Here is a 23,762-nt window from a genome sequence, read left to right as displayed (position 1 = left end):
TTAAAATTCTAGTTTGAAAAATATTATTTGAAATATAATGATGGTGTAATGAATTTAACGTTCAATTCATTGCTATTTTCACAAATAAAGTTAATAACATAGTTATTTACATCGTTTGCTTGTTCATCTGTAAACACATATTCCATTGCCATATCAAAATAATTAGGCGTATCGTTTGATGTGTAACCATCAAAACCTGCAAGGTTAACTTCTTTAACACCAATCTTTATAAGAACCTTGAGAAGCATTACCAATGAATTGTCAATAATTGAACAGTCCATGTCAAGAAGTGAACTATACTCAATCGTATAGTCAAATGTTCCATTAACCCTAGTAACATTTGAAGTAGCGATTACTTTTACATTACAGTCAGGTGAATTCAGTCTATTTACAAGTCTGATATATCTTTTCGCATTGCTTAAGAATATAAAGTCTGCATCAACTTTTGTTGGATTATAGTTGATTGAAATAATAACTGGTTTGTTTTCGCCAACATACTGCTGAATCTTATCACTAAATTTATCAGCACTTGTTCCTGGTCCAACAATAAGAATTGGTCTGCCAATCAATGTCTCAGAAAGTTTCTTTAATGATTTTGTATCATCAATTTCTTTTTGCTGATAATCCATATATAACGCATCAATGTGGTCCTGATCAAATGAAAGCTTTTTCTTTGTTTCTATAGTGCTAAGTATCTCATTGATAGACTTCATTGAGAGTGTTCTTTTCTGAGTTAGATACATAACATATTTTGGATGACAGTCATTTAAAGCTGCAAGATAGTATCTAAGTGAGTAGCCCCAAGGGAATTTTAGGAACCATTGCATAATACTTACATCAATTAATTCAAGTATCTGACTTATGTCATAGTTAGTTCCATAATTATCATTCATATACATTGCTAAAAGCTCTATATTTGAATTTCCGGCGCCTTTACCCATGCCATATACAGAGCCATCTATTGTAATAGTTCTATCTGTTTCAATTGTAATAAGTTCAATCGCATTTGAATAACCAAGTTGAAAATTATTATGAGAATGATATCCTATTCCAATTTCAGGAGATAGATTTTGATCAATAAGATTAAAATAGTGTTTCAGATTATTCTTATGAAGTAATCCGTAAGTATCAACGATTGACATTGCGTATGGAGCAAGTTCGTTAACTATGTTAACTAATTCAAGCATTTCTTCATCAGAATATCCTGTAATTGATACTGGCTGCACAAACAATTGGTAACCTTTGTTCTTAATCATTCTACAGTACTCAATCGCTTCATGTATATGTTTCTGCTTGAAAATGACACGGATTCCATCAAGGAAAGATTCGCTGCAAGGCGAGATGTTTTCCAATGCACATGTTCCAAAATCAATCATTCCGACTATCATTGCATTACCAGGATTAAGTCCTTCAAATACTTTATTGATTGATGCTGTATCGGGCATTATGGTTCTATTCATATCGAACTTACGATTTTCGTCAATAAATCCAACTTCTATTACATCCATACCTGATGAAACTAATCTCTCAAAAATATTAACAATATCATCATGTCCAAATTCCCAGTCATTTACAAATCCACCATCCCTTAGTGTACAATCCAATAATTTTACAACGCCCATTCCTTTATACCCCTTTTCCAATTAGATTTTTGTGTTTCAAATAATTTATAGCATTTGCAATACCGGTTATTAACAAAGTTAACGTCATTACAGGTAACGCGAAATGAATGTTAAATATATAATCTGACACTTTGCAAAAATATACCCATGAAATCATAATCATGCATAACAAATAAATTATATCTACATTTCGATGTTTTTCTTCATTCAAAAACATTACGATTACTGGAATCATATATAACACACAATACGTACCAGAATGTGATGGCAGTATTATAAGTATAATGACTACTGTCGCAACTTTTTCCCATTGAGTCTTGAAAAATGGTATAACGGATAATAATATAATTGATATTATTACGGTAGTTATCTTCAAAATATCAACCCAGATATCAGGTACTATGTAGTCATTTGAAGTAAATACCCGTCCAAATTTATTAAGGCTTCCTGCTAGTGTACATCCTTCTGGACTTGAATAATATTTTAAATTCAGGAAAATGTTATTAAACATCAATGGTATGTTCAAAAATCCCCCGTGCAAGAAAATAAATGGACCAAACACAATTATTATCCCATATATAACAGTTCTAATTGCATCTTTAAACTGCTTATTATAAAGTAGCAATATTCCCAAAAATGCGGGTGTAATCTTAAATGCAACAGCTACTGCCAACGATATAAGCGCCACTTCCTTTAATATCTTATTTTCGCTATTATAATAAAACAAGTAAATCATACACATTATAGAAGTAATGATAATCGTATTACCTCTTTCAATTGAAAATAGCATAGGAAATGAGAAGCATAAAACAAATGCGACTAAGCTTTTTATTAACATACTTCCATTCTTTGTTACCTGAATGATGGTATACATCATAATTATAACGATAACTGTAAATATGATAATCAGAATCAAAACTTTAGGATCAGTCCACAGTTTTTTGTAATCGCCAAATTTTTCTAAATATGAATTTACATTAACAACTCTTGAAACAAGAAACATTAATGCATAAGTAAGAGGAGGATATGCTTTTTCCCCTAGTCCAAATATCTGGTTATTATATGGGTCGAGTTCTGCACTATATCCTAATACGTTCGTACTATCTGCCAAAAAATCCCACATATTTTCAGAAAAAATACGGAGTTGACTGCTTGAATCACCACCAATAAACATGAAAATTAGCCATAATAAAATTGAAAGCCCTACCGTTGCGATAAATATTATTTCAAATGCTGTTTTTGTTTTCATTTTATCAAAATATTTCATTTTAATGTTCTCTCCAGTAATCTAGGGTTTCTAGTAATGTTGTGCTCAATGAGATTTTAGGAACCCAGCCTGTACACAATCTGATTTTATCTGTATTGGCTTCAATAATTGGAACATCCACTGGTCTGAGCTTATCTGAATCAACTTCAACCTTAATCTCAACCTTTGAAAATTTTAGTATTCTATCTAAAATTTCCTGAATTGCGATTGCATTTCCACTTCCAATATTATAAGTCTCGCCTTTTTGCCCTTTTTGAATTAACATGCCATAAGCTCTTACTACATCTCTCACATCCGTAAAATCTCTCTTGGCGCTAAGATTTCCAGTAAATATAACTGGCTCTTTTTCGCCTCTTTCAATTTCTGAAACCTGCTTACAAAAATCAGCCACAACAAACATAGGCGCTTGATTCGGCCCAATGTGGTTAAATGCTCTTACCATCATTATATCCATATCATAAGCATCCGCATATATCTTACCAATCATATTCTGGCATGCCTTAGTTGCTGCATATATATTACCCGGTCTTACTGCATTCTCTTCAACGATTGGGGACTCTTCCGGCTTTATATGTCCATATTCTTCACCTGAACCGATGAACAGCATTCTTGGCTTAAAATCAACTTCTCGAATAGCATCCATTACATTAACGCTTCCTTTGATATTGACATCGATTGTAATCCCCGGATTATCCCAGGATAATGCAACCGAACTTTGTGCAGCCAAATGGAATATATAATCTGGTCTCACTGCCACCAAGACCTCAGTAATTTGTGCTTTATTAAGTATATCTAAATTATATACTTTCGCTTTTTCATTATGCAATTCTTCTCGGCCCATTTTTGTAACATATATGTCCCAATTAAGCTCGTCTGCTAAATGATTAATAAGATAATTACCAACAAATCCAGCTCCGCCTATTATTAATGCCTTAATCTGCTTCAAATTTACTCCTATCTCCTATACTCCAAAAACGAGGAGCTATACCCCTCGTTTTGATTTCGGACTTACAAAATATTTATAAGTTTGCAGCTTTTATTTCTTTAGCCACTAATTTCATATCATTTTTAACCATTCTCTCAACTAATTCAGCGAATGGAATTTCTCTTTCCCATCCAAGATTGGTATCCGCTTTGGCTGGATCCCCAATAAGGATTTCAACTTCGGCTGGTCTAAAGAACTGTGGATTAATCTTAACGATTTCTTTTCCAGTTGCTTTATCTTTACCGATTTCATTAATGCCTTCGCCTGACCATTCAACTTCAATATCAACACAACGAAATGCTATTTCAACGAATTCTCTTACCGTTCTTGTTTCATTTGTTGCGATTACATAATCGTCTGGTGTTTCTTGCTGAAGCATTAACCACATCGCATTTACATAATCTTTCGAATGACCCCAGTCACGTTTCGCATCCATATTGCCTAATTCTATATGATCTTGAACATTTTGTTTAATTCTAGATACTGCATCTGTTATTTTTCTTGTAACAAATTCCTTGCCACGTCTTTCACTTTCGTGATTAAAAAGAATACCACTACATGCATACATATTATAGCTTTCTCTGTAATTCTTTGTAATCCAGTGTCCGTATAATTTAGCAACACCATATGGACTTCTTGGATAAAAAGGAGTTGTTTCAGACTGTGGAATAGCCTGAACCAATCCAAACATTTCTGAAGTTGACGCTTGATAGAAACGCGCTTCTGGTTTAACTATTCTGATTGCTTCAAGCATATTAGTAACCCCTAACGCATCAATATCCGCAGTACCCAATGGCGTATCCCATGAAGTCGCAACAAATGATTGAGCTGCAAGGTTATAAACCTCATCAGGCTGTGAAATCTTCATTGCAGAAATAAGTGAAATAGGATCTGTCATATCAGCATAAATAAAGTGGATTTTTTCTTTGATATGTTCAACGTTTCCATAAGTCACTTCACTTTTTCTTCTCATGATACCATATACATTATAGCCTTTTTCAAGCAAAAGTTCCGCTAAATATGAACCATCTTGTCCTGTAATACCAGTAATTAATGCATTTTTCATTTCTAATCTCCTTGTTATATATACTTATTTTGTATATTTTATCTATAAATATTCTTCTTTTTTTGCTTCTCTTAATTTTGCAAGTATTTGTTTGATTTCTCCAGCATTTTCCTTCGTACTTATTAGGGTAGCATCTGGTGTATCAACAATTATAATATCCCTTAGTCCTACTGTAGCAATGAGTTTTTTTGAGCCCTCAATAATACAATCTTGCGTGTTCACGGTTATCACATTACCACTAATTACATTGTTCTCTTCATTCACGCTTTTGATTCTTCCTACTGCAAGCCATGAGCCAACATCATCCCATCCAAAATTGCCTGTCAATATATATATGTTATTCGCTTTTTCCATAATGCCATAATCAACTGACTGTGATTCTAGGTTTGGAAATTCTTCTTCTAAAATCTTCTTTTCATCAACGGTACCAATTGCTGCTTTGATTTTCATCAAACCTTCATATGTTTCTGGCATATATTTTTTAAAATTATCAAGAATAGTTGATATTTTCCATGCAAACATTCCACTGTTCCATAAATAATCACCTGATTCAAGATATTCTAGGGCAACTTCAAGGCTAGGTTTTTCAACGAATTTATCTACTTTATGTGCATTTCCGATTTCTTTTTTATTATTATATTTTATATAACCGTATCCGGTCTCTGGATAGTTAGGTGTAATACCTATTGTTACAAGGTTGTCCGCCTCTTCTGCAACTTTGCAAGACTCCGTAAATGTATTAATAAATATATCGTTATGCTTAATTAAATGATCTGATGGAAGTACGATCATTGTTGCATCTTCATATTTTTGTGCAATATGAATAGCACCAAGTCCGATACAAGGTGCTGTGTTTCTTCCAATTGGTTCACAGAGAATATTGCATTCTGGAAGTCCTGGAAGTTGCTCAATTACGAGATTTTTATACGCTGAATTAGTAGCAATATATACATCCTCCAAATCAACTAACGGTCTAATTCTTTCAACTGTAAGCTGTATCATAGTCTTTCCATCATCCGTAAGTGACAAAAACTGCTTTGGAAGTGATGCTCGGCTTCTAGGCCAAAAACGCTCACCTTTTCCTCCAGCCATTATTAACGCTGTTCTTTTCATAAACTTCCTTTCCTATGTACGAAAAATAATTCCCTACATACAAAACAATTTCTAAAATATTATACCATATAAGCGGTAATTTGCAATGTATTATTGTTCTTTACTGCTAAAGTTCAATCTTTCTTCTTCTATTACGAGTGGTCTGTTCATGAGTCTTTTATTCATACTAAGAATATATTCTCCCATAAGTCCAATAAAAAATATCTGGAGAGAACTCATAAAACTAACAATCAATATCAATGGTGCCATGCCGGCCGCAAATCTATCCCAGTAAATAAGTTTAAATATCAAATATATGATTCCAACAATAATGCTTATCCCTGCAAATATTGCACCAATAAATGTAGCAAGTCTAAGTCCTATTTTTGTATAAGATGTAAAACTAAGCATTGCAGCATCATACAAAGTATAGAGGTTATTATGGGTTTTTCCAGCTCTTCTTTGTGGTTGTACATATTCAATCTCAGTTCTTTTATATCCTAATTCACCAATGATTCCTCTGATAAATGGAATTGGGTCATCCAAATCTCGAAGAATCTGTACAAATGACTTGTCATATAATCCAAATCCTGTAAAATGCTCTATCTGCTCAGAAGAAGACATCTTCTTAATCATTTTGTAATAAACGGAACGAAGGAAATACATTATTTTGTTTTCCTTACTATGGCTCTTTATAGCACAAACGATATTGAAGCCTTCTTCCCACTTTTTCACAAGTTCAGGAATAAGTTCGATTGGATCTTGGAAATCCGCACATACTGGGATTGTACAATCGCCCTCAGTCTGAAGTATTCCATAATAAGGAGAATTAAACTGACCAAAATTCTTTGCATTAAAGATTGCTCTGATCTTTGGATTATTCTCACACAATGCTCTTAATTTGACTCTTGTTGTATCCGTTGAAGCATTATCAATGAATAGAATATCATACTCATAATTTGGCAAGTCATTTTTGAACATGTCAATTAATGTTTCACTAAGTGGTACTACATTCTCTTCCTCGTTATAACAAGGTACCATAATACTGATTTTCTTCATAATATTTATTCCTCTTTGTTGGTTATTTGCAAAATCAATGATTCTTATTTTCTTGATTTGATTTTTACTTTCATATTTGATGCTCCATATATTAACCCTTCGATTACTAGTATAACAGAAATCGCCAAAACTGCAATTCCCTGAATAAATGTACTAAACAAGTAATCAAAACCAGCCTGAAAATTTTTCAGCAATTCGGTTGGATTATGTACTATCGGAATCATTATTGCAATAAAACATAGTAAACAAGCCCAATCTATCCATGTCCGTTTTTCACTAGTATCTAAAAAACTCACCAAAGGAATTATGAAAAAAATTAATGTATATACAAAACTAAATGACGGAACCAGAATAATCATAGAAACCAATAGTGTGGATATTTTCCATTTCGATTTGTGAAACATGCAAGCAATGACTGCAATTATCATATAAATATATGGCAGTACCACAAATATCCTCTGTATAATTGGTGCCATATAATCAATTCCAAGTAATCCTATAATAACTGAAATAGTTGCAGAAAGATTAACCTTTCCGCCCACTCCTGTTCCTGCAAATTGATTTTCGGCAACTTTGATATCTGCATACATTCTATATATATCTGCAATTCCATTATAGGCGAAAAATGGAATCACAAAGAATGCGATGCCATATAGTGTGGACCTGATTGCTGCCTTGTAATTTTTATCCTTAATAAGTAACAATCCGAATACCGCCGGATATATTTTTAATGCCGCTGCAATTCCCAGACACATATAGGATAATTCTCTTACATATTTGTTCTTTGAATCCTTTCCAAAAACAAATGCCATTAAAAATAACAAAGCGACAAATATAATATTTCCTCTTTCAAACATATAAATAAATGGTGCAGATAAAAGTACTATTGTTCCAAAAAAGGCTTTTTCAAATCCATTTCCTGCTTTAGCGCTATTGAGAAGATTAATAAATGCACTTATTGCTACTAACATATATGCTAAAAACAATATATCATTAACCGGAGCTGAGAAATTAAAGCCTCCATCTGCTTCAACAGGAATCTGTTTTGCGAAAAAGCCAAAAAATAGGCATGCTAATGCCGGATAGCTACTATTGTTAACATACGGCTGCATTGTAAGATTATCCTGTACGCACATCCAGAAATCAACATTCATAGTATTCCCATAGCTGTATATAAGGAACTTATATGGTGCTTCATTCGTAACAATTCCAAATATAATCAAATATAACAAAGCGATTACCATTGATGCATAAAATGCAATCTTAATACAGTCAACATTCTTTTTATTTGCCATCTTTAAATGCCCAAACCTTATTAATTATATAGTTTAATGGTATTGTAATAAGTAAACCTATCAAAGGAGCAACTGTTGCAGGTATACCAAGGTAATCCACAAAGATAACCAGGAGTATTCCACTGAGTACTAAGCCTGTTGAAGCATAAGAAAGGAATACCTTAATCAATGCTTTAATCTTTGAGCGTTCCTCATCTTCCTTCTTTTTGAACACATACTTGTCATTCCAATAGAAAGAATTCAATACACTGACAATGAATCCTAGTGTAAGTCCAACCAGTTTATATTCTTCACCAAATGCGAATAGGCAAACAAGATATACGCCATATGAAATAAGGGTGTTGGACAAGCCAACAAACCCAAATTTCACAAACTGCATAAACGCATTCCATTTTTCATCGGGGATTTTAATATTAAATATCCCAAGTATCGAATCTACAACGACTCTTCCGATATGTTCTAGAAAGTCCCATATTTTCGTTCCAATTCCAACTTTTTCTTGCATTATTTCACTGCATCCTTAATTGTTTGTGCCATGAAATCAATCATTTCATCGTTCATTCCAGGATATACGCCAACCCAGAAAGTATCGTTCATGATTCTATCAGTATTTGTTAATTCTCCAACAATTCTATAGCCTTCTCCTGTTGCTCTCATCTGATCAAAACATGGATGCTTGATAAGATTTCCTGCAAAAAGTGCACGCGTCTGAACACCGTGAGCTTCGATATACTGAACTACTTTATTTCTGTCAACGCCTTCTTTACAGGTAATCAAAAAGCCAAACCAACTTGGTTTTGAATTTTCACATGGCACTGGTAAAATCAATTTATCAGTTGCTGACTGAAGTGCTGCGCTTAATCTATCGAAATTATATCTTCTTCTTTCAACAAACGCTGGGAACTTAACAAGCTGTGCACAGCCGATTGATGCTTGCAGGTCAGTTGCTTTCAAATTATATCCAAAATGTGAATATACGTATTTGTGATCATAGCCTACTGGTAATTCTCCATATTGCTTATCAAATCTATGTCCGCAAAGATTATCGACACCTGATGGGCATACACAATCTCTACCCCAATCTCTAAATGAACGGATGATTTTATTAAGTAATGCGTTGTTCGTATATACAGCTCCGCCTTCGCCCATTGTCATATGGTGAGGTGGGTAGAAGCTTGATGTTCCAATATCACCAATTGTACCTGAGAATTTCTCTTCTCCGTCAATTGTATATTTTGTTCCTAAAGCGTCACAGTTATCCTCAATTAACCAAAGGTTATTTTTGTCACAGAATGCTTTTACTGCAGATAAATCAAATGGATTACCTAATGTATGGGCAACCATTACCGCTTTTGTTTTATCTGTTAATGCTGCATCTAACATAGTTACATCAATGTTGTATTGGGGAATTGTTACATCAACAAATACTGGAATCGCTCCATATTGAATAATAGGTGTTACTGTAGTAGGAAATCCCGCAGCGACAGTGATAATTTCGTCGCCTCTTTTAACCTGTCTATCACCAAGAAGTGATGATGTCAATGCCATAAATGCATTTAAGTTAGCTGATGAACCAGAGTTAACCAATGAACAATATTTTACGCCTAAATACTGAGCAAATTTTAGTTCAAATTCATCTGTGTATCTTCCTGATGTAAGCCAGAACTCTAATGAGCTGTCTACAAGGTTCGTCATCTCTGCACTATCGTATACTCTTGATGCATATGGGATTCTATCGCCCTCTTCGTAATTCTTCTTGACATGAAATGTATCACAATACTCTTTTACTAGACCTAAAATCTCTTCTTTTGCTTGAACTTCTGTTTTATTTGTAAACATATTATCTCCAATCATTGGTTTGAATTTATAGTTATTTTAGAAAATCTTCAATTTGCTTGTCCATACACGCAGGAATATCTCCCGCATTAACATAAACTTTTGACCACTCTACCGTTTTTTCTATTGCATCTTCAACGCTCCAACGAGGTTTCCATCCAAATGCTGTCTTTAATTTTGAGCAATCTAACTTAAGGAAGTTTGCTTCATGAGGTCCACCTACAAACTTATTAACCCACTTAGCATCTTCTCCCCATTTTTCGCAAAACATATTAACCAAAACGCCTGTTGTAATACAATCTCTATCGTCTGGTCCTACATTATAAAATCCAGCAAGGCTCTTATCTTCATATTGTTTTTGTGCAATTGTAAGATAAACAAACAATGGCTCTAAAACATGTTGATACGGTCTAGTTGAATGTGGATTTCTAACAATAATCTCTTTATTCTCGCTAACTGCCCTTACACAATCAGGAACGATTCTGTCATTGGCGAAATCACCACCGCCTATAACGTTTCCTGCCCTTGCTGTTGACACAGCCAAATCCATCTCATTAAAAAAGCTATTAATGTAACTATGCGTTACTAATTCAGAACATGATTTGCTGTTTGAATAAGGATCATGACCATCAAGTGGTTCATTTTCTCTATATCCCCATTCCCATTCATTGTTCTTATATACTTTATCAGTTGTTACGTTAAGAAATGATTTCACGCATGGGTTCAATCTGACACATTCACAGATATTAACAGTACCCATTACATTCGTCTCATAAGTATATACTGGATCCTTATAAGAATCTCTTACAATCGGCTGCGCCGCAAGATGTAACACGACTTCTGGCTGAGCCTGAGCAAAGACAGCTTTTAGCTTGTCTAAATCTCTAATATCGCCGATTACAGAATGAATCTTATCCTCAACGCCTGCCAGTTCAAATAAATTGGGATTCGTAGGTGGCACCAATGAGTACCCTGTTACTATGGCTCCCATATTTACTAAAATCCTGCATAACCAACTACCTTTAAATCCTGTGTGACCTGTTACTAATACTTTCTTACCTTTATAAAACTCTGATACAGTCATTATTTGTTCCACACCTTCCATGGAGCATTGCCTGACTCCCACATTTCTTCCAACTGAACTTTATCTCTTTGCGTATCCATACACTTCCAAAAACCATCATGCTTAAAGGCCATAAGCTCTCCTTCTTTTGCGGTTCTTTCAAGTGGTTCTTTTTCAAATACAATTGATGATCCACTAATGTAGTCGAAAATCTCTGGATTACATACCATAAATCCAGCATTAATCATAGCGCCATCATTATCACTTTTTTCTCGAAAGGAATCAATTCTATTTTCTTTGTTTATATCAAGTACACCAAATTTCTGACCCACATTCACAGTCGTCAACGTAACCATTTTTCCATGTGCTTTATGGAAATCGACCAACTCATCAATTCTTACATCTGATACACCGTCACCATATGTTAGCAAAAATGATTCATCTCCAATAAACTCTTGTATCGCTTTCACACGGCCACCTGTCATAGTGTTAAGTCCTGTATCAACCAAAGTAACCTTCCAAGGTTCTGCTACATTATTATGAATTGTCATCTTGTTACCATCAGTAAAGTCAAAAGTAATATCGCTATTATGAAGGTAGTAGTCTGCAAACCACTCCTTAATCACATGTTGCTTGTATCCGCAACATACAACAAATTCATTATATCCGTAATGAGAATACATTTTCATTATATGCCACAAAATTGGTTTGCCACCAATCTCTATCATTGGCTTTGGTTTTAAATAGCTTTCTTCACTTATTCTTGTCCCAAATCCACCTGCTAAAAGTACCACTTTCATATTATTCACTCTCACTTTCTAATCGTATTCCAAATTATATCATTATTTTCATTGTACTTAATTGGTTATAAGTTGTCAACCATTGTCACTGTATATTATAGTTAAAAAGATCAATTTCCGTGTTATTCATCCGATAAATAGACTCATTTCCGTTCTGTTTAATCAGTTCCCACTTGGAAGTATCTATACTATCTCTATTGTTAATATATATCAAGGGCGACTCTACAATCATTGAATCGACATTTTCTTTTGCTTTATCTAATACCACTTTTGTACACTTTCCTGCTATTACATATCCATAATCCGCCACTGCATAGCTTGTTACTGCGTAAAATGTCTCGGTTTCGTCCTGCAACTGATAAATGGACTTTAAACCAAATTTTTCATCTAATATTGATACTATCTGATTATGTGAGACTGCCTGAATATGCCTTTTAGCAGCCATTGTATATAACGAACTTGTATCAATTTGATCAAATATGTAATTAGATGCTGTAAACACTAAATTCTTCTGCTCAACTTCATCGAATAAGCCCATTTTGCATGCAGCCGTCACATTGTCTCTTGGGTAACCATATATTTGATACCTATATTCCACTGAAGCTCTTGCTACCATCTGCTGGCCTAATAATACCCCGACACTTAAGCATACAAGAATAATTGTAATGACTTTTCTAACATTCGGTTTGCATTTTCTGAAGATTCTGATTATTATTGTTAGCAAAATCAGTAAAAGTCCAAAACTTTGAATATAATTTGACAGATGTCCCTCTCCCCATGACATATCTTGATATCTTCCAACAAAAGAAATCAGAATCCCTGGGAATACAAACAGTGCACACCCTATAAAAAATACAAACTTAAGATTTTTAATATCTTTTATTTTTTTATTTATTAATATATAAATAGTAATCATTATAGCAACGTACAAAACTACCATAATGATATCTCGCCCTCTAAATTCACTTAAAAGAGTTTTAGTCAAATAAGCGGCATTGTGCATTCTTGCAGCGACTTGATTTGCAAACGGTAGTGTACTGTAACATTGCTTCACAAATGTTAACGCTATCTTTTTTATATCAAAATTAATAGCAATCCCATCATATCCTATTGTTGCCGCATTTGTTCTAAACCAATAGTTTCCATATAGCATTAATACATATGCTATTATATCCGGAATCAAAACTTTTAATGTCTTCCCGATTTTTCCCGTATAGGCCCAAACGCCTAATCCAAGGAACGCTGCCATTATATATCCAACTTCATATGTTCCCACAGCAAGGCATAAACAGAAGGCGCTCGCGATCAAATACCAGTAATTTCCTATCCTTTTAGCTCCCTTTTCAATCTTATCAAGATACTTAAATATCAATAATAATGATATCATACTCCACATCAGAACCAATTGCATGAGCATATGAAAGCAATATAATGCACTGTCAAAATCACAGGTAAGCTGTATACACATTGGAAACAACATCATTGTAATAAGACTTATCTCTTTCGATTTTGTTATCTTTCCCATGCATTTTGCGAACAAGAGATTGTTCAAATACACTGTCAAAAATATAAGAAACTTATAAGAAAATCTTGTTGGAACAACATATGCAAAGAGCAAGTATACATAATTAGAAAATGGAAAGAACCTTCCAACATCCATCCAAATTTTCATCTGTCTGATTGTAAGTTTTAATACAGAATCCCCTTGTATATAATCAACTGCTTTTGCATTCGCATTAAACAAATCATCTGCACTATAACTACTTTGACAAATCACATAAAAATAAAATAAATAAAATATAAATATACCAATATTCAATATCCAAAATAACTTTCTTCCATCCACACTCTCGATTAAACTTTTCCCATTTTTAACTAGCTTATTAATCATTTCACTCTCCTACAATTTGAAAAAGCTAAGCTTTTCATTATTGCTGTATATTGGCTTATATTTTATAAGGTCAGATAACTTATTTTCAAGGAACTTCAAATCTGCGGCATTATATGCCCTTCTATCGATATATATACCTTCAAATCCATTTTCTTTCAAAAATTCAACTAATCGTTGAACTGATAGATTTGATACATTAGTCTGCCAAACATCAGCTTCTCTTCCCTTAATTGCTCCATAGCTCCATCTCAGTTTATCTGAATGAAGATATCCCGCAAAGAGCTGATAATCCGCCATTTGGTTAACCAGACCTGATTCCGGATATTTATGATATGGAAGCTGATAAATCATTGCTCCTTCGCTGACTGAATCTTCAATATCCTGCACAAATAATTCGTCACTCTCATATTCAGTCTTTATAATTTTATAATCCGGAATATACCCTACTGGTATCTGCTCCCATAAGCAAAGTGAAGTAAATACAATGCCAACAACGATAATCCATTTTTTCTTATATTTCTCGTAAAATGCATTAAGTCCTATACAAAAAGCTAATATTGACACATATGCTATAAATATTGATATTCGATTGTATCCTCTTATTTTATCACTTACAATAAATGCAAACATTGTTCCGATTCCACTTCCTGCAGCCAATAATATCATCATGAAATTTAATTCTGACATTAATGTCAAACGATTAAACACGTCTGTCTTCTTTTTGATGAATATCATTGCGAATGATAATACCAAACCACATATACCCATGATTCCAATATAAGAAGTAATATTTTCATTAAAGTAAATAGTCGAATTATTATAAAAATCAATAATATGGCTAAGCCATCCCAAACCGTGACCGTCTACTGGTAAAAATAACTGAATCAATTTCAGTCCATATACTTCACTTTCAATAAATCCGCCTCTAACAACTGCTGCTGCATTATCTCCATGCGTACTTGTATATATAACAATTGGTATCATGCTGACTAACATGCATAAAACGATTCCCGCTGTTGCAGCCATGCTCTTAAAAAGGAATATAATTTTTTTTGTCTTTATCAGTTTTGAAAATGCTGTGACAAACAGCAGAAAACATGTGAAATACTGATAGTATGCTATCCCATTATTTGCAATTAAGATTATAAATAATATTGCAAGCCAGTTTCTCTTATTTTCAAAAAATTGTTTGTTGAAACACAAAATGTCATCACGTTCATATATCCATATACACAATAATATGGATAGCGGTATAAAATAACAGGTTGACAATACAATATGCTGTGTACCTCTCATTATTATAAATGGTGAAAAGGCAAATGTAAGGGATCCACAGATTGATATCCAATTGACTATCTTTAGTTCACGCATAACGAAATATGAAATCAATGCTGCGAATATAAATATAGAAAAAAATTCTAAGTTAAATGCAACTGCAGCGTTTCCTGTAATCATCGCGAATATTTTCAAAGTAATCAGGTCAAAATTATGCATTACATTAGCAGTGAAATCATAATAATCCCCACTAAATGGAGCTCCAAGTCTGTTTGTTGATAAACACCAGCCCTGCTGTGTAAACATCTTTGCATTAACTAATAATCCTGCATCATCTCCACCGCTATATGTTGTCGGAACCGTTATATCCATATTCCATAATTTAAAAAATACAATCATTACTATAAATGTTAATGCTAGTAATATCGTAACACTAATATATTCCATTCTATTTTTCTTAAAATGCTCTTTTATCATTACTCAGAAGCCTCCTTTAATTTGAAGAAACTAAGGTTTCCATTATCACTATACATAGGAGTACATCCAGTAACAGTTTCAAGCTGACGCTCTAACCTTTCCAACTCTTCCTCTGTGTAAGCTCTTCTGTCAATATATATCCCGGAAAATCCACTATTTTCCAAATACGCCACTGTGTCTTCCGTCGTTAGTTGTGAATATGCCGTATTATTCCAATCAGAGCCATCTCTTCCCTTTATAGAGCCAAAACTCCATCTGAGTTTATCGGAATGTACATACCCGACAAACAACTGATAATCTGCCATATTGTTTACAGGGTTACCTTCTGGATATTCATGATATGGCATCTGGTAAATCATTGCGCCTTCTTTTACTGAATCTTCTATCGCAGCGACAAAATTGGCATCACTGTAATAATTTATATAATTATCATTATACTTAGGTATATAGCTTGTAGGGAACTGTTCCCATATACAAAACAATGTAACAAGTACTCCGATTATAACGATAAACTTTTTATTGTATTTTTTGTAAATTGAATTAATCACAAATGCAACTGCAAGTATGCACACATATGCAATAAATATTGATATTCTGTTGTATGCTCTGATTTCATTCGATATTAAGACTGCAAATATCGCACTGAAACCACCAACCATTCCGAGTAAAACCAATGCAATATTCATTTCTGCAAGAAATGAAAGTCTTCCATTGATTTTTCCATCTTTTTTTACAAATAGAATAACAATTAATAAAAGGAAACCACAGATTCCAATAATACCAAGATATGAGCTCATATTCTCATTTATATAATAAGAATTGTTATTATATTTACTCATAACTACCCTGAATAATGGCCAATTATGATCATCCACTGGAATAAAAAGCTGAATCAATTTCAGTGCATATACTTCACACAAACTAATTCCTTGTCTAACAATTGCCTCTTTGTTAGCTCCATTTTGTAAATTAAATATAAAAGCAGGGATTAAATCTATCATCATGAATACAACAATACCAATTATTGCTACTCCTGATTTTAGCAAAACCCTGAAGTCCTTCGTTTTTAATATCTTTGAAATTGCTGTCACTAAAAGGAGAAAGCATGTAAAGAATGGATAATAAGCAATTCCATTATTAGCAATTAATATAATAAATAGAATAATAAACCAATTCCTCTTATTTTTAAAGAATTCATTATTGAATACTAAGATATCTTCTCTCTCATAGATCCAAAAACACAACAGTATTGATAACGGGACGAAATAATATTCGGTTAATACTATATGAAGTATCCCCCTCATAACTATGTATGGCATAAAAGTAAATATTAGTGTCCCACAAACTGCTATCCAATTGGTAATTTTTAATTCACGCATCACCATGTATGATATAGCTGCAACCAAAAAGAACGTTGAAAAATATTCAAGGTTAACGGCGATTCCAGGACTTCCCGTTATAAGCACAAATATCTTTAACACAATCAAATCAAAATTATGAAACATATTAACTGTAAAATCATAAAATTGTGTACCATATGGTGCTCCAAGCCTATCACAGGATAAATTCCAGGTCTGTGTTGCTAGCATTTTAGCATTAACCAATATACCCATGTCATCACAACCGTCATATTGAATCGGTACACTTGGTGTAATTTCCCATAGTCTAAACAAAAATATCAATATTGTTAATGTTGCAGTCATTAATATGCCAATACTTACATATTCATTTTTGTATTTTTTTATATGTGCTTTCATTGTTCACCGACTCTTTCAATTATTCTATCAAATTTTTCCATAATATCATCCCATTGGAAATAATCGTCCACATATTTTTTTGCATTTTGACACATTTTCTCATATTCTTCTCTATGTGATACCAGAAAATTTAAGCAACCTTCAAATTCAAAATAATTCTTATAGTATAAACCACCATTGCTCTTCGTACAATGTCCTTTTAGTACATCACAAATACCATTAACAACTACAGGAATTGCTAATGTCATTGCTTCTAATACTGAAATTGATAAACTCTCGAATTTTGAAGGTAGAATGAGTGCCTTTGAGCCCTTAATTCCATTAAACTTGTCCTCTTCGCTTACAAATCCAAGGCTGATAATATCTTTATGATTCGGAATTTCTACTACTGCCTTACCCATTAGAACTAACTTCAAGTCACTCTTAACTCTTTTTTTATACTCCAAGAAGTATTCAAACATTCTAGGGCAGTCTTTTCCTTCATCAATACGTCCTACATAAATAATATAATTATCCAACTTATATTTCTTTTTAAAGGCTTGGGGATCTACAAGGCTAGGAACCTGAACACCCACACCCATAACTTCATATGGAATTTCTTCATTTTTAAATATTCCATGTACTAATCCCTTTTCTTCTTCAGTAAGGAATACATAAGCTTTTGGTGCATTAAACACTTCCTCATACATTTTAAAATGAATGAATGGTTCTTGGTGCGCTGTCGGAATAAATATAGCTTTATCCTTGATTTTGACTATACTCTTAACCGCAGGATAATAAAGATATGTTACTACAATGATTGCATAATAGTCGTCTTGATGCTCGTCAATATAGTTTACAAGGCTCGGACAATATGGACCCATTTCCTCTATCCAGCGATCAGACTGCTCTTTTGATGCCTTCGGATTTTGTTGCATTGCGGTGTCTAATGCAGTGAATTTTCGAGGTGTACGCTCATGTTCTGTTTTAAATCTTCTAACAGAAACATTATTAATTGTCTCCACGCCTTCTTTGTAATGATTGCTCCACTTCACATATTCAATTGCGCAACTTGTAAGTACTTCAACCTCATACTTTGCAGTTAAACGCTCTGCAATCTGTCTTGAGTATAACTCAGAACCTCCATTTACTTCTAAACCGTATCGCTGATTAATTATCGCTATTTTCTTCTTCATGTTCCCTTACCTTCTCAAAAAATTCTACGAATCGTTCTACTATAACATCCCATTTGAAATTGCTAAGCACAAAAGCTCTTCCATTCTGTCCCATTTTCTTTGCCACTTCTACATTATTATAAATATAATTAATAGATCCTTCAAACTCAAAATAAGTATCAAAATATAGACCTGCTTTTGACGCCTCTGCAAAATAATGTGTCACATTACATCTTTTATGAACAAGAACTGGTCTTTCACATAACCAACTCTCCATAATTACAATTGAAAAGCTTTCATTTTTAGACGGCTGGCACAAAAGTACTGAACCTGCACAAGCATCATACTTGTCCTGAATTGGTACAAATCCAAGATCCATTACATCATCTTGAATCTCCGGTGGAATTTCCATACTGCCCCCACCAATAAGAACAAGTTTCATACCATTTGCATTTCTACTCTTATATTCTTTAAAATATGTGATAAGCGTATCCACGTTCTTGGCACTGTCTTTTCTTCCCGCATAAATGATATACGGCTCTTTTACATTATATTTTTTACGAAATCTCACTTCGTTATATTCGAAATCAGTTTCCACGCCTTCACCCATTGCTATTGTTTTGACTTTGCTCAAATCATAAAGCCTGTTTGCCAAATCCATTTCTGGCTGCGCATGAAATATTATACTGTTTACCTTGCTAAATAGTTCTTTGAATCTTCTGAAATATGCATAATTTTCATCATGAAGACAAGGTATTAGAACTGCCTTTTCCAGACATGCTTGCATTCCAAAATATGTTGTTCCAAACATATAGGGTATAAATACGAATGCGAGATAGTCATCTTTATTATCTTCTATATACTGATACATATCAGGACTGTTAACCATTTCTTCTAAAAATATATCTTCCTCTTCAATAGAAATAGGAAGATTATTCATTATTTTATAGTTTACTTTATGAAAGGCTTCCAAGTTTCCTTTTCTGACTTTAAATCGCCTTGTTACAACACCATCTATTTCTTCGATGCCCTCTTTAAAATAATTTTCTGTCCAGTCTGAATTAAAATCTTTTACACATGTAGTTATAATCTCAACAGCTACACCACTTGCATGCAGATGCCCCACAGTCCCCCTAAGTTCCATTTCGGCACCACCTGGAATGTCTTTATGATACCAAGGTATTACAAATCCAACTTTTTTTAATTTCATGAATTCTTTTCCCTCTCTATAAATGCATTAATATAATTTTTAAATTGCTCAGCTATATGTTCATACTTGAAGTCTTCTAATCTTCTATTTTGTTTTATAATCAAATCGTCTTGTAATTTTTTATCTGAAATAACTTTATCTATACACTTTGCAACAAAAACAGGAGATTTGTCATTAATCAAAAACCCACTTCCACCTAATGTGCTTGGAATTGCGGTTGAATCATAAGCTATGATCGGTACCTTAAACATCATTGCTTCCACTAATGGAACACAAAATCCTTCGTGCTCGCTCATACACAAAAAAACATCTGCTACTTTGTAATATGCCAAGATTTCATCAAACTTTATGTGACCGGTGAATACTACATCTTCAATACCAATTTCTTCTACATATTTCTTTAATCTCATATAATACAAATCTGTTTCTTTATAGGAACCAACTAGAATTAGTCTTGCTTTGTTATTCCAGTATTTTTTGTAATAGTAAAAAGCTGCAATGACATCTTCTTGCTTCTTATTTGGTGCAATTCTTCCTGTAAATATAATATTTGTATATCCATCGTCGTATTTCTTAACAACAGCTCTATTCGGTGTTTTTTTATAATCTTTAAACGGAACTACGATTGGTAATACATCAATATCGCATTTATAATTCAGATCAATCAAGTCCTGCTTATTCAGTTCCGAATCCGCTAGGCAGTAATCCACTTTATCACTTAAAAATTTTACGCCCTCTAGTCCCCATTCATTAATTCCTTTAATGAATTCATCATTTAGTTCGAAAAATTCTGGTGGAGTAACATTATGATATATGGCAATCTTTCTGCATTTGAATTTTGCAAATTTAAAGTTCAATTCACTGCCCGTTGATAAATGATAAATGATTATATCATCCTTATCAACCTTTGGCATCTTATCGATTTTATATGCGGTTTTACTATCCAATGGCGCTACTACACTTTCAGCGTATATATTAGATACATATCCCATTTTTTTTAAAATTTTTTTTATAGCTACTGCATCATTTCCTACCGCATCGCCGTATGCAATCGTTGGAATCAGTTGTAATATCTGCATCATACACCTCAATTACTTTTGCTCAAATTGCTTTATCTTTTCAGTCAATTCTTCCACTTGTTTCTTTAACGCTTCATTTTGATCTTTTGTTTCATCTACATAACAATTCATTTGATTCATGAGCCTTACAACCGATGCATTAAAACCATCTTGCTCTAGTACAATAGGTTCTACGAAGAAATATACTATTTTTCTGATTACTTTTTTGTAAAACAAGGCGAACCTTGAACCGCTAAGTACTCTATAGGCCTGGACATTCCATGTATGGTTAACTGTATATATCTCTTCGTTAAATGCAATCTTATCAAACTGGGATGCATTCATACTGCTTGTATCTATTACTATATCATTAAAACTCAGCAAATCATTCGTATAACCTTTTTCCTTTATTTCTGCTTTGATTTCCTGCATGATTGATTCAATATTTATATCACTATTTTGAATAGACATTTTATCCTCCTATAACCTTTATAACTACTTTTTAGCTATAATTGCGTAATCTTGACTGCCAAATAATGTTCCAGATACAATTTCCATTGCACTATTAAACTCTTCTAAATTCGCAATATTTGTACTTTCAAGTTTTGGAATACTAACTGGAAGTAGACTACTTTGCGTATATAAAATCCTAACATCCTTAAATCCAGCTTTTTGCGCACAATATTGAAGTGTTAATGGATGTACTGGTTTTCCATGGGAAGGATCCATATAAAATGCATGCGTATATATGGCCAAAGATGTAGGATTAGGAGTTTCTAAAATCATGTAACAATCTTCTTCAAGCTTTTCATAAGCAACTTCACAAAGCTTCAGTATCTGTCCAATTGTCAAATGTTCTACTAACTGCCCGGCAAATACTCCATCCACGCTATCGCACTCACCTAAATACGTAATAGCATCTTCTTGCAATACGTTAAGTCCCATTAACTTGCAGCACTCAATTGACTTACCATAAAGATCAATTCCAATAGCACCAATATTATTATCTTTAAGAAGTTCTAAAAACTCCCCTCTTCCACAACCAATATCAACAACTTTCTTCTTGCCTAAATAAAATGTAAGATACTGTTCTTGATTTTTTTTAATTGCTTCTCTACTACCTCTAAATCTATTTTCAAAATCAAAGTAATCAATTCCTATATATGAATCTTGAGATGTAGTAGTAGCAGAAGTAGTTTGTGATACTTCCGTAGCTATCTGCGGTGTATTAACGCTAGCAACCGATTTATTCTTCTTAACCTCTTCAGCTAATGTAAGTGTATAATCTAGTGTTTTCTTTAGTTCCGCGTCTTGTCTGAACACTTCATTTTGCAAATATTTGATAATATCATTATTATTTCTAATATTCGTTTCAAGATTAGAAATTCTACTTTCGCTTTCAGATATTTTACTGTCGTATTGTGATAATAATTCTGATGTCCTGCTTTGCAATTCGTTCTTTAAATTGTTTATTAGTGGAGCGGCAGCTCTGTATACCACTTTTCTTACTAACTTTTTCAACCCTTTATCTTGCAGTAGGATCTCGTCTATTGTCTTATCAATACTCATATTATTTTACCTCGCTAAAATTCCACTCATGTGCAATGCGCACAACACCAACATCATCAATATTAGAATACACTTCAAAGGAAGTTGCTACTTTAAAATAATCCACTGGAACTCCGATTTCTGATTCAATTGCAATATCAACAATATATTCTGCTGGAAGCAATCCTATATTCTTTAAATTAAGCTGAAGCATACCACTCTCTGACAAGTCAAACTCATCTTGCTTGTCAATTCTTGTGTTCGTTCCATAACATTGTAATCCGTCTCCTCTAAATATACCAATTCCAAAAACTGCATCTTTCACATTTTCTTTCACATTATATTCTAATTTAAGAATCATATCATCGCCCGTTGCAAAAACATGTTGTTCTTCCATCTTAGAATTTAACATTACAATTTCTCTTATTCTTGCATTTCCATTTCCCCAACGATTTTTTTCCTTATCAATCTTCTCTTTTTCTACTGTTTCATGTGATATCTTAGTGCCTTTAGAATCATCGACTTTTTCTTTTTGTCTTTCAGCCTCTTTTTCAGCAATAACCTGTCTTTGTTCACCCATATAGTTCAGATATTTAGGATGAATATCTCTAGGTACTCCTTCCTCTGCAATCAAACCATCCTGTAACCAAATCGTTCTATCGCAAATTTGTTCTATCTGGCTTAAAGAATGAGATACAATTACAATCGTCGTTCCATGCGCTTTGATTTCTCTAAGTCTATTGAAACATTTTGCTTGGAAATTAGAATCTCCAACTGCTAATATCTCATCTATTAGTAAGATTTCTGCATTTACATTAATCGCAACTGAAAATGCGAGTCTCATATACATACCTGAAGAATATGTTCTAACAGGATTATCAATAAATTCTTCTAATTCTGAAAAAGCAACAATATCGTCAAATCTTAAATCTATTTCCTTTTTTGAAAGTCCGAAAATAGATGCATTTGTATAGACATTTTCTCTACCACTCATATCTGGATGAAAACCGGCACCTAACTCAATTAAGCTAGAAACTCTGCCTTTCATTTCAATACTTCCGGTATCTGGGTATATAATCTTGCTTAAAAGCTTCAGTGTTGTACTTTTACCACAACCGTTATGGCCAATAAGACCAATTGCTTCACCTTTTTTGACTTCGAAGCTAACGCCGTTAAGAACCCATCGTTCTTCATACCGATTGCGGTTTCGAAACAATATTCTTTCTTTTAGCTGACTTCCCTTATCAAAAAAAACTTTGAACTTTTTTGTCAGATTCTTTACTTCTATTGCATTTCCTTGTTTCATT

At 33.4% G+C, this 23,762-nt stretch carries 20 protein-coding genes; all 20 read right to left on the bottom strand.

Annotation, left to right across the window (positions count from 1 at the left end):
- Positions 1-23: 23 nt before the first annotated feature.
- The 20 genes from BMY18_RS06505 to BMY18_RS06410 all read right to left on the bottom strand — a co-directional run bounded on the left by BMY18_RS06505 (position 24) and on the right by BMY18_RS06410 (position 23,761).
- A complete protein-coding gene (locus BMY18_RS06505; protein ID WP_092451810.1) occupies positions 24-1,622 on the bottom strand; it encodes an aldolase catalytic domain-containing protein in 1,599 nt (532 codons plus the stop codon).
- Positions 1,623-1,626: 4 nt separating this feature from the next.
- A complete protein-coding gene (locus BMY18_RS06500; protein ID WP_092451809.1) occupies positions 1,627-2,889 on the bottom strand; it encodes a glycosyltransferase 87 family protein in 1,263 nt (420 codons plus the stop codon).
- 1 nt (position 2,890) lies between these two features.
- On the bottom strand, positions 2,891-3,835 hold the full coding sequence (locus tag BMY18_RS06495) for a GDP-mannose 4,6-dehydratase (RefSeq protein WP_330385952.1): 945 nt from the start codon (positions 3,833-3,835) through the stop codon (positions 2,891-2,893).
- 73 nt (positions 3,836-3,908) lie between these two features.
- The gene (gene gmd / locus BMY18_RS06490; protein ID WP_092451807.1) at positions 3,909-4,940 is read right to left on the bottom strand and encodes a GDP-mannose 4,6-dehydratase; all 1,032 of its coding nucleotides are present in this window, start codon (positions 4,938-4,940) and stop codon (positions 3,909-3,911) included.
- Positions 4,941-4,982: 42 nt separating this feature from the next.
- Positions 4,983-6,053, bottom strand: a complete 1,071-nt coding sequence (locus BMY18_RS06485; protein ID WP_092451805.1) for a mannose-1-phosphate guanylyltransferase — start codon at positions 6,051-6,053, stop codon at positions 4,983-4,985.
- Between the two features lie 90 nt (positions 6,054-6,143).
- The gene (locus BMY18_RS06480) at positions 6,144-7,091 is read right to left on the bottom strand and encodes a glycosyltransferase family 2 protein (RefSeq protein WP_092451803.1); all 948 of its coding nucleotides are present in this window, start codon (positions 7,089-7,091) and stop codon (positions 6,144-6,146) included.
- A gap of 44 nt (positions 7,092-7,135) precedes the next feature.
- Positions 7,136-8,386 (bottom strand): glycosyltransferase family 87 protein, encoded by a 1,251-nt coding sequence (locus BMY18_RS06475; RefSeq protein WP_092451801.1) that lies wholly within the window; start codon positions 8,384-8,386, stop codon positions 7,136-7,138.
- Positions 8,376-8,891: a GtrA family protein gene (locus BMY18_RS06470; protein WP_092451799.1), complete on the bottom strand. Its 516-nt coding sequence runs from the start codon at positions 8,889-8,891 to the stop codon at positions 8,376-8,378. The genes BMY18_RS06475 and BMY18_RS06470 overlap by 11 nt, the downstream gene beginning before the upstream one ends.
- A complete protein-coding gene (gene rfbH, locus BMY18_RS06465) occupies positions 8,891-10,225 on the bottom strand; it encodes a lipopolysaccharide biosynthesis protein RfbH (protein WP_092451797.1) in 1,335 nt (444 codons plus the stop codon). The genes BMY18_RS06470 and rfbH overlap by 1 nt, the downstream gene beginning before the upstream one ends.
- Positions 10,226-10,256: 31 nt before the next feature.
- Positions 10,257-11,306 carry a CDP-glucose 4,6-dehydratase gene (gene rfbG, locus BMY18_RS06460; RefSeq protein WP_408644956.1) on the bottom strand — a complete coding sequence of 350 codons (1,050 nt, stop codon included), beginning with the start codon at positions 11,304-11,306 and terminating at the stop codon, positions 10,257-10,259.
- Positions 11,306-12,085 carry a glucose-1-phosphate cytidylyltransferase gene (rfbF, locus tag BMY18_RS06455; protein WP_092451795.1) on the bottom strand — a complete coding sequence of 260 codons (780 nt, stop codon included), beginning with the start codon at positions 12,083-12,085 and terminating at the stop codon, positions 11,306-11,308. Before rfbF ends, rfbG begins: the two co-directional genes overlap by 1 nt.
- Before the next feature lie 85 nt (positions 12,086-12,170).
- Complete coding sequence (locus tag BMY18_RS06450; protein WP_092451793.1) at positions 12,171-13,976, bottom strand: hypothetical protein; 1,806 nt, start codon at positions 13,974-13,976, stop codon at positions 12,171-12,173.
- A 9-nt stretch (positions 13,977-13,985) separates the two neighbouring features.
- Positions 13,986-15,728 carry a DUF6311 domain-containing protein gene (locus tag BMY18_RS06445; RefSeq protein ID WP_092451791.1) on the bottom strand — a complete coding sequence of 581 codons (1,743 nt, stop codon included), beginning with the start codon at positions 15,726-15,728 and terminating at the stop codon, positions 13,986-13,988.
- On the bottom strand, positions 15,728-17,485 hold the full coding sequence (locus tag BMY18_RS06440; protein WP_092451789.1) for a DUF6311 domain-containing protein: 1,758 nt from the start codon (positions 17,483-17,485) through the stop codon (positions 15,728-15,730). Before BMY18_RS06440 ends, BMY18_RS06445 begins: the two co-directional genes overlap by 1 nt.
- The gene (locus tag BMY18_RS06435) at positions 17,482-18,660 is read right to left on the bottom strand and encodes a glycosyltransferase family 4 protein (protein ID WP_092451787.1); all 1,179 of its coding nucleotides are present in this window, start codon (positions 18,658-18,660) and stop codon (positions 17,482-17,484) included. Before BMY18_RS06435 ends, BMY18_RS06440 begins: the two co-directional genes overlap by 4 nt.
- Positions 18,635-19,849 carry a glycosyltransferase family 4 protein gene (locus BMY18_RS06430; protein WP_092451785.1) on the bottom strand — a complete coding sequence of 405 codons (1,215 nt, stop codon included), beginning with the start codon at positions 19,847-19,849 and terminating at the stop codon, positions 18,635-18,637. The genes BMY18_RS06435 and BMY18_RS06430 overlap by 26 nt, the downstream gene beginning before the upstream one ends.
- Positions 19,846-20,931, bottom strand: a complete 1,086-nt coding sequence (locus BMY18_RS06425) for a glycosyltransferase family 4 protein (RefSeq protein ID WP_242940980.1) — start codon at positions 20,929-20,931, stop codon at positions 19,846-19,848. The genes BMY18_RS06430 and BMY18_RS06425 overlap by 4 nt, the downstream gene beginning before the upstream one ends.
- A gap of 9 nt (positions 20,932-20,940) precedes the next feature.
- The gene (locus BMY18_RS06420) at positions 20,941-21,378 is read right to left on the bottom strand and encodes a hypothetical protein (protein ID WP_092451781.1); all 438 of its coding nucleotides are present in this window, start codon (positions 21,376-21,378) and stop codon (positions 20,941-20,943) included.
- 24 nt (positions 21,379-21,402) lie between these two features.
- Positions 21,403-22,476: a class I SAM-dependent methyltransferase gene (locus BMY18_RS06415; protein ID WP_092451779.1), complete on the bottom strand. Its 1,074-nt coding sequence runs from the start codon at positions 22,474-22,476 to the stop codon at positions 21,403-21,405.
- 1 nt (position 22,477) lies between these two features.
- On the bottom strand, positions 22,478-23,761 hold the full coding sequence (locus BMY18_RS06410; protein WP_092451777.1) for an ABC transporter ATP-binding protein: 1,284 nt from the start codon (positions 23,759-23,761) through the stop codon (positions 22,478-22,480).
- Between the last annotated feature and the right edge of the window lies 1 nt (position 23,762).

The organism is [Clostridium] fimetarium, assembly GCF_900111235.1.
Lineage (GTDB): Bacteria > Bacillota > Clostridia > Lachnospirales > Lachnospiraceae > Clostridium_N > Clostridium_N fimetarium.
Note: the sequence above shows the minus strand (reverse complement) of the source record. Positions and strands in the feature narration are given on the sequence as shown.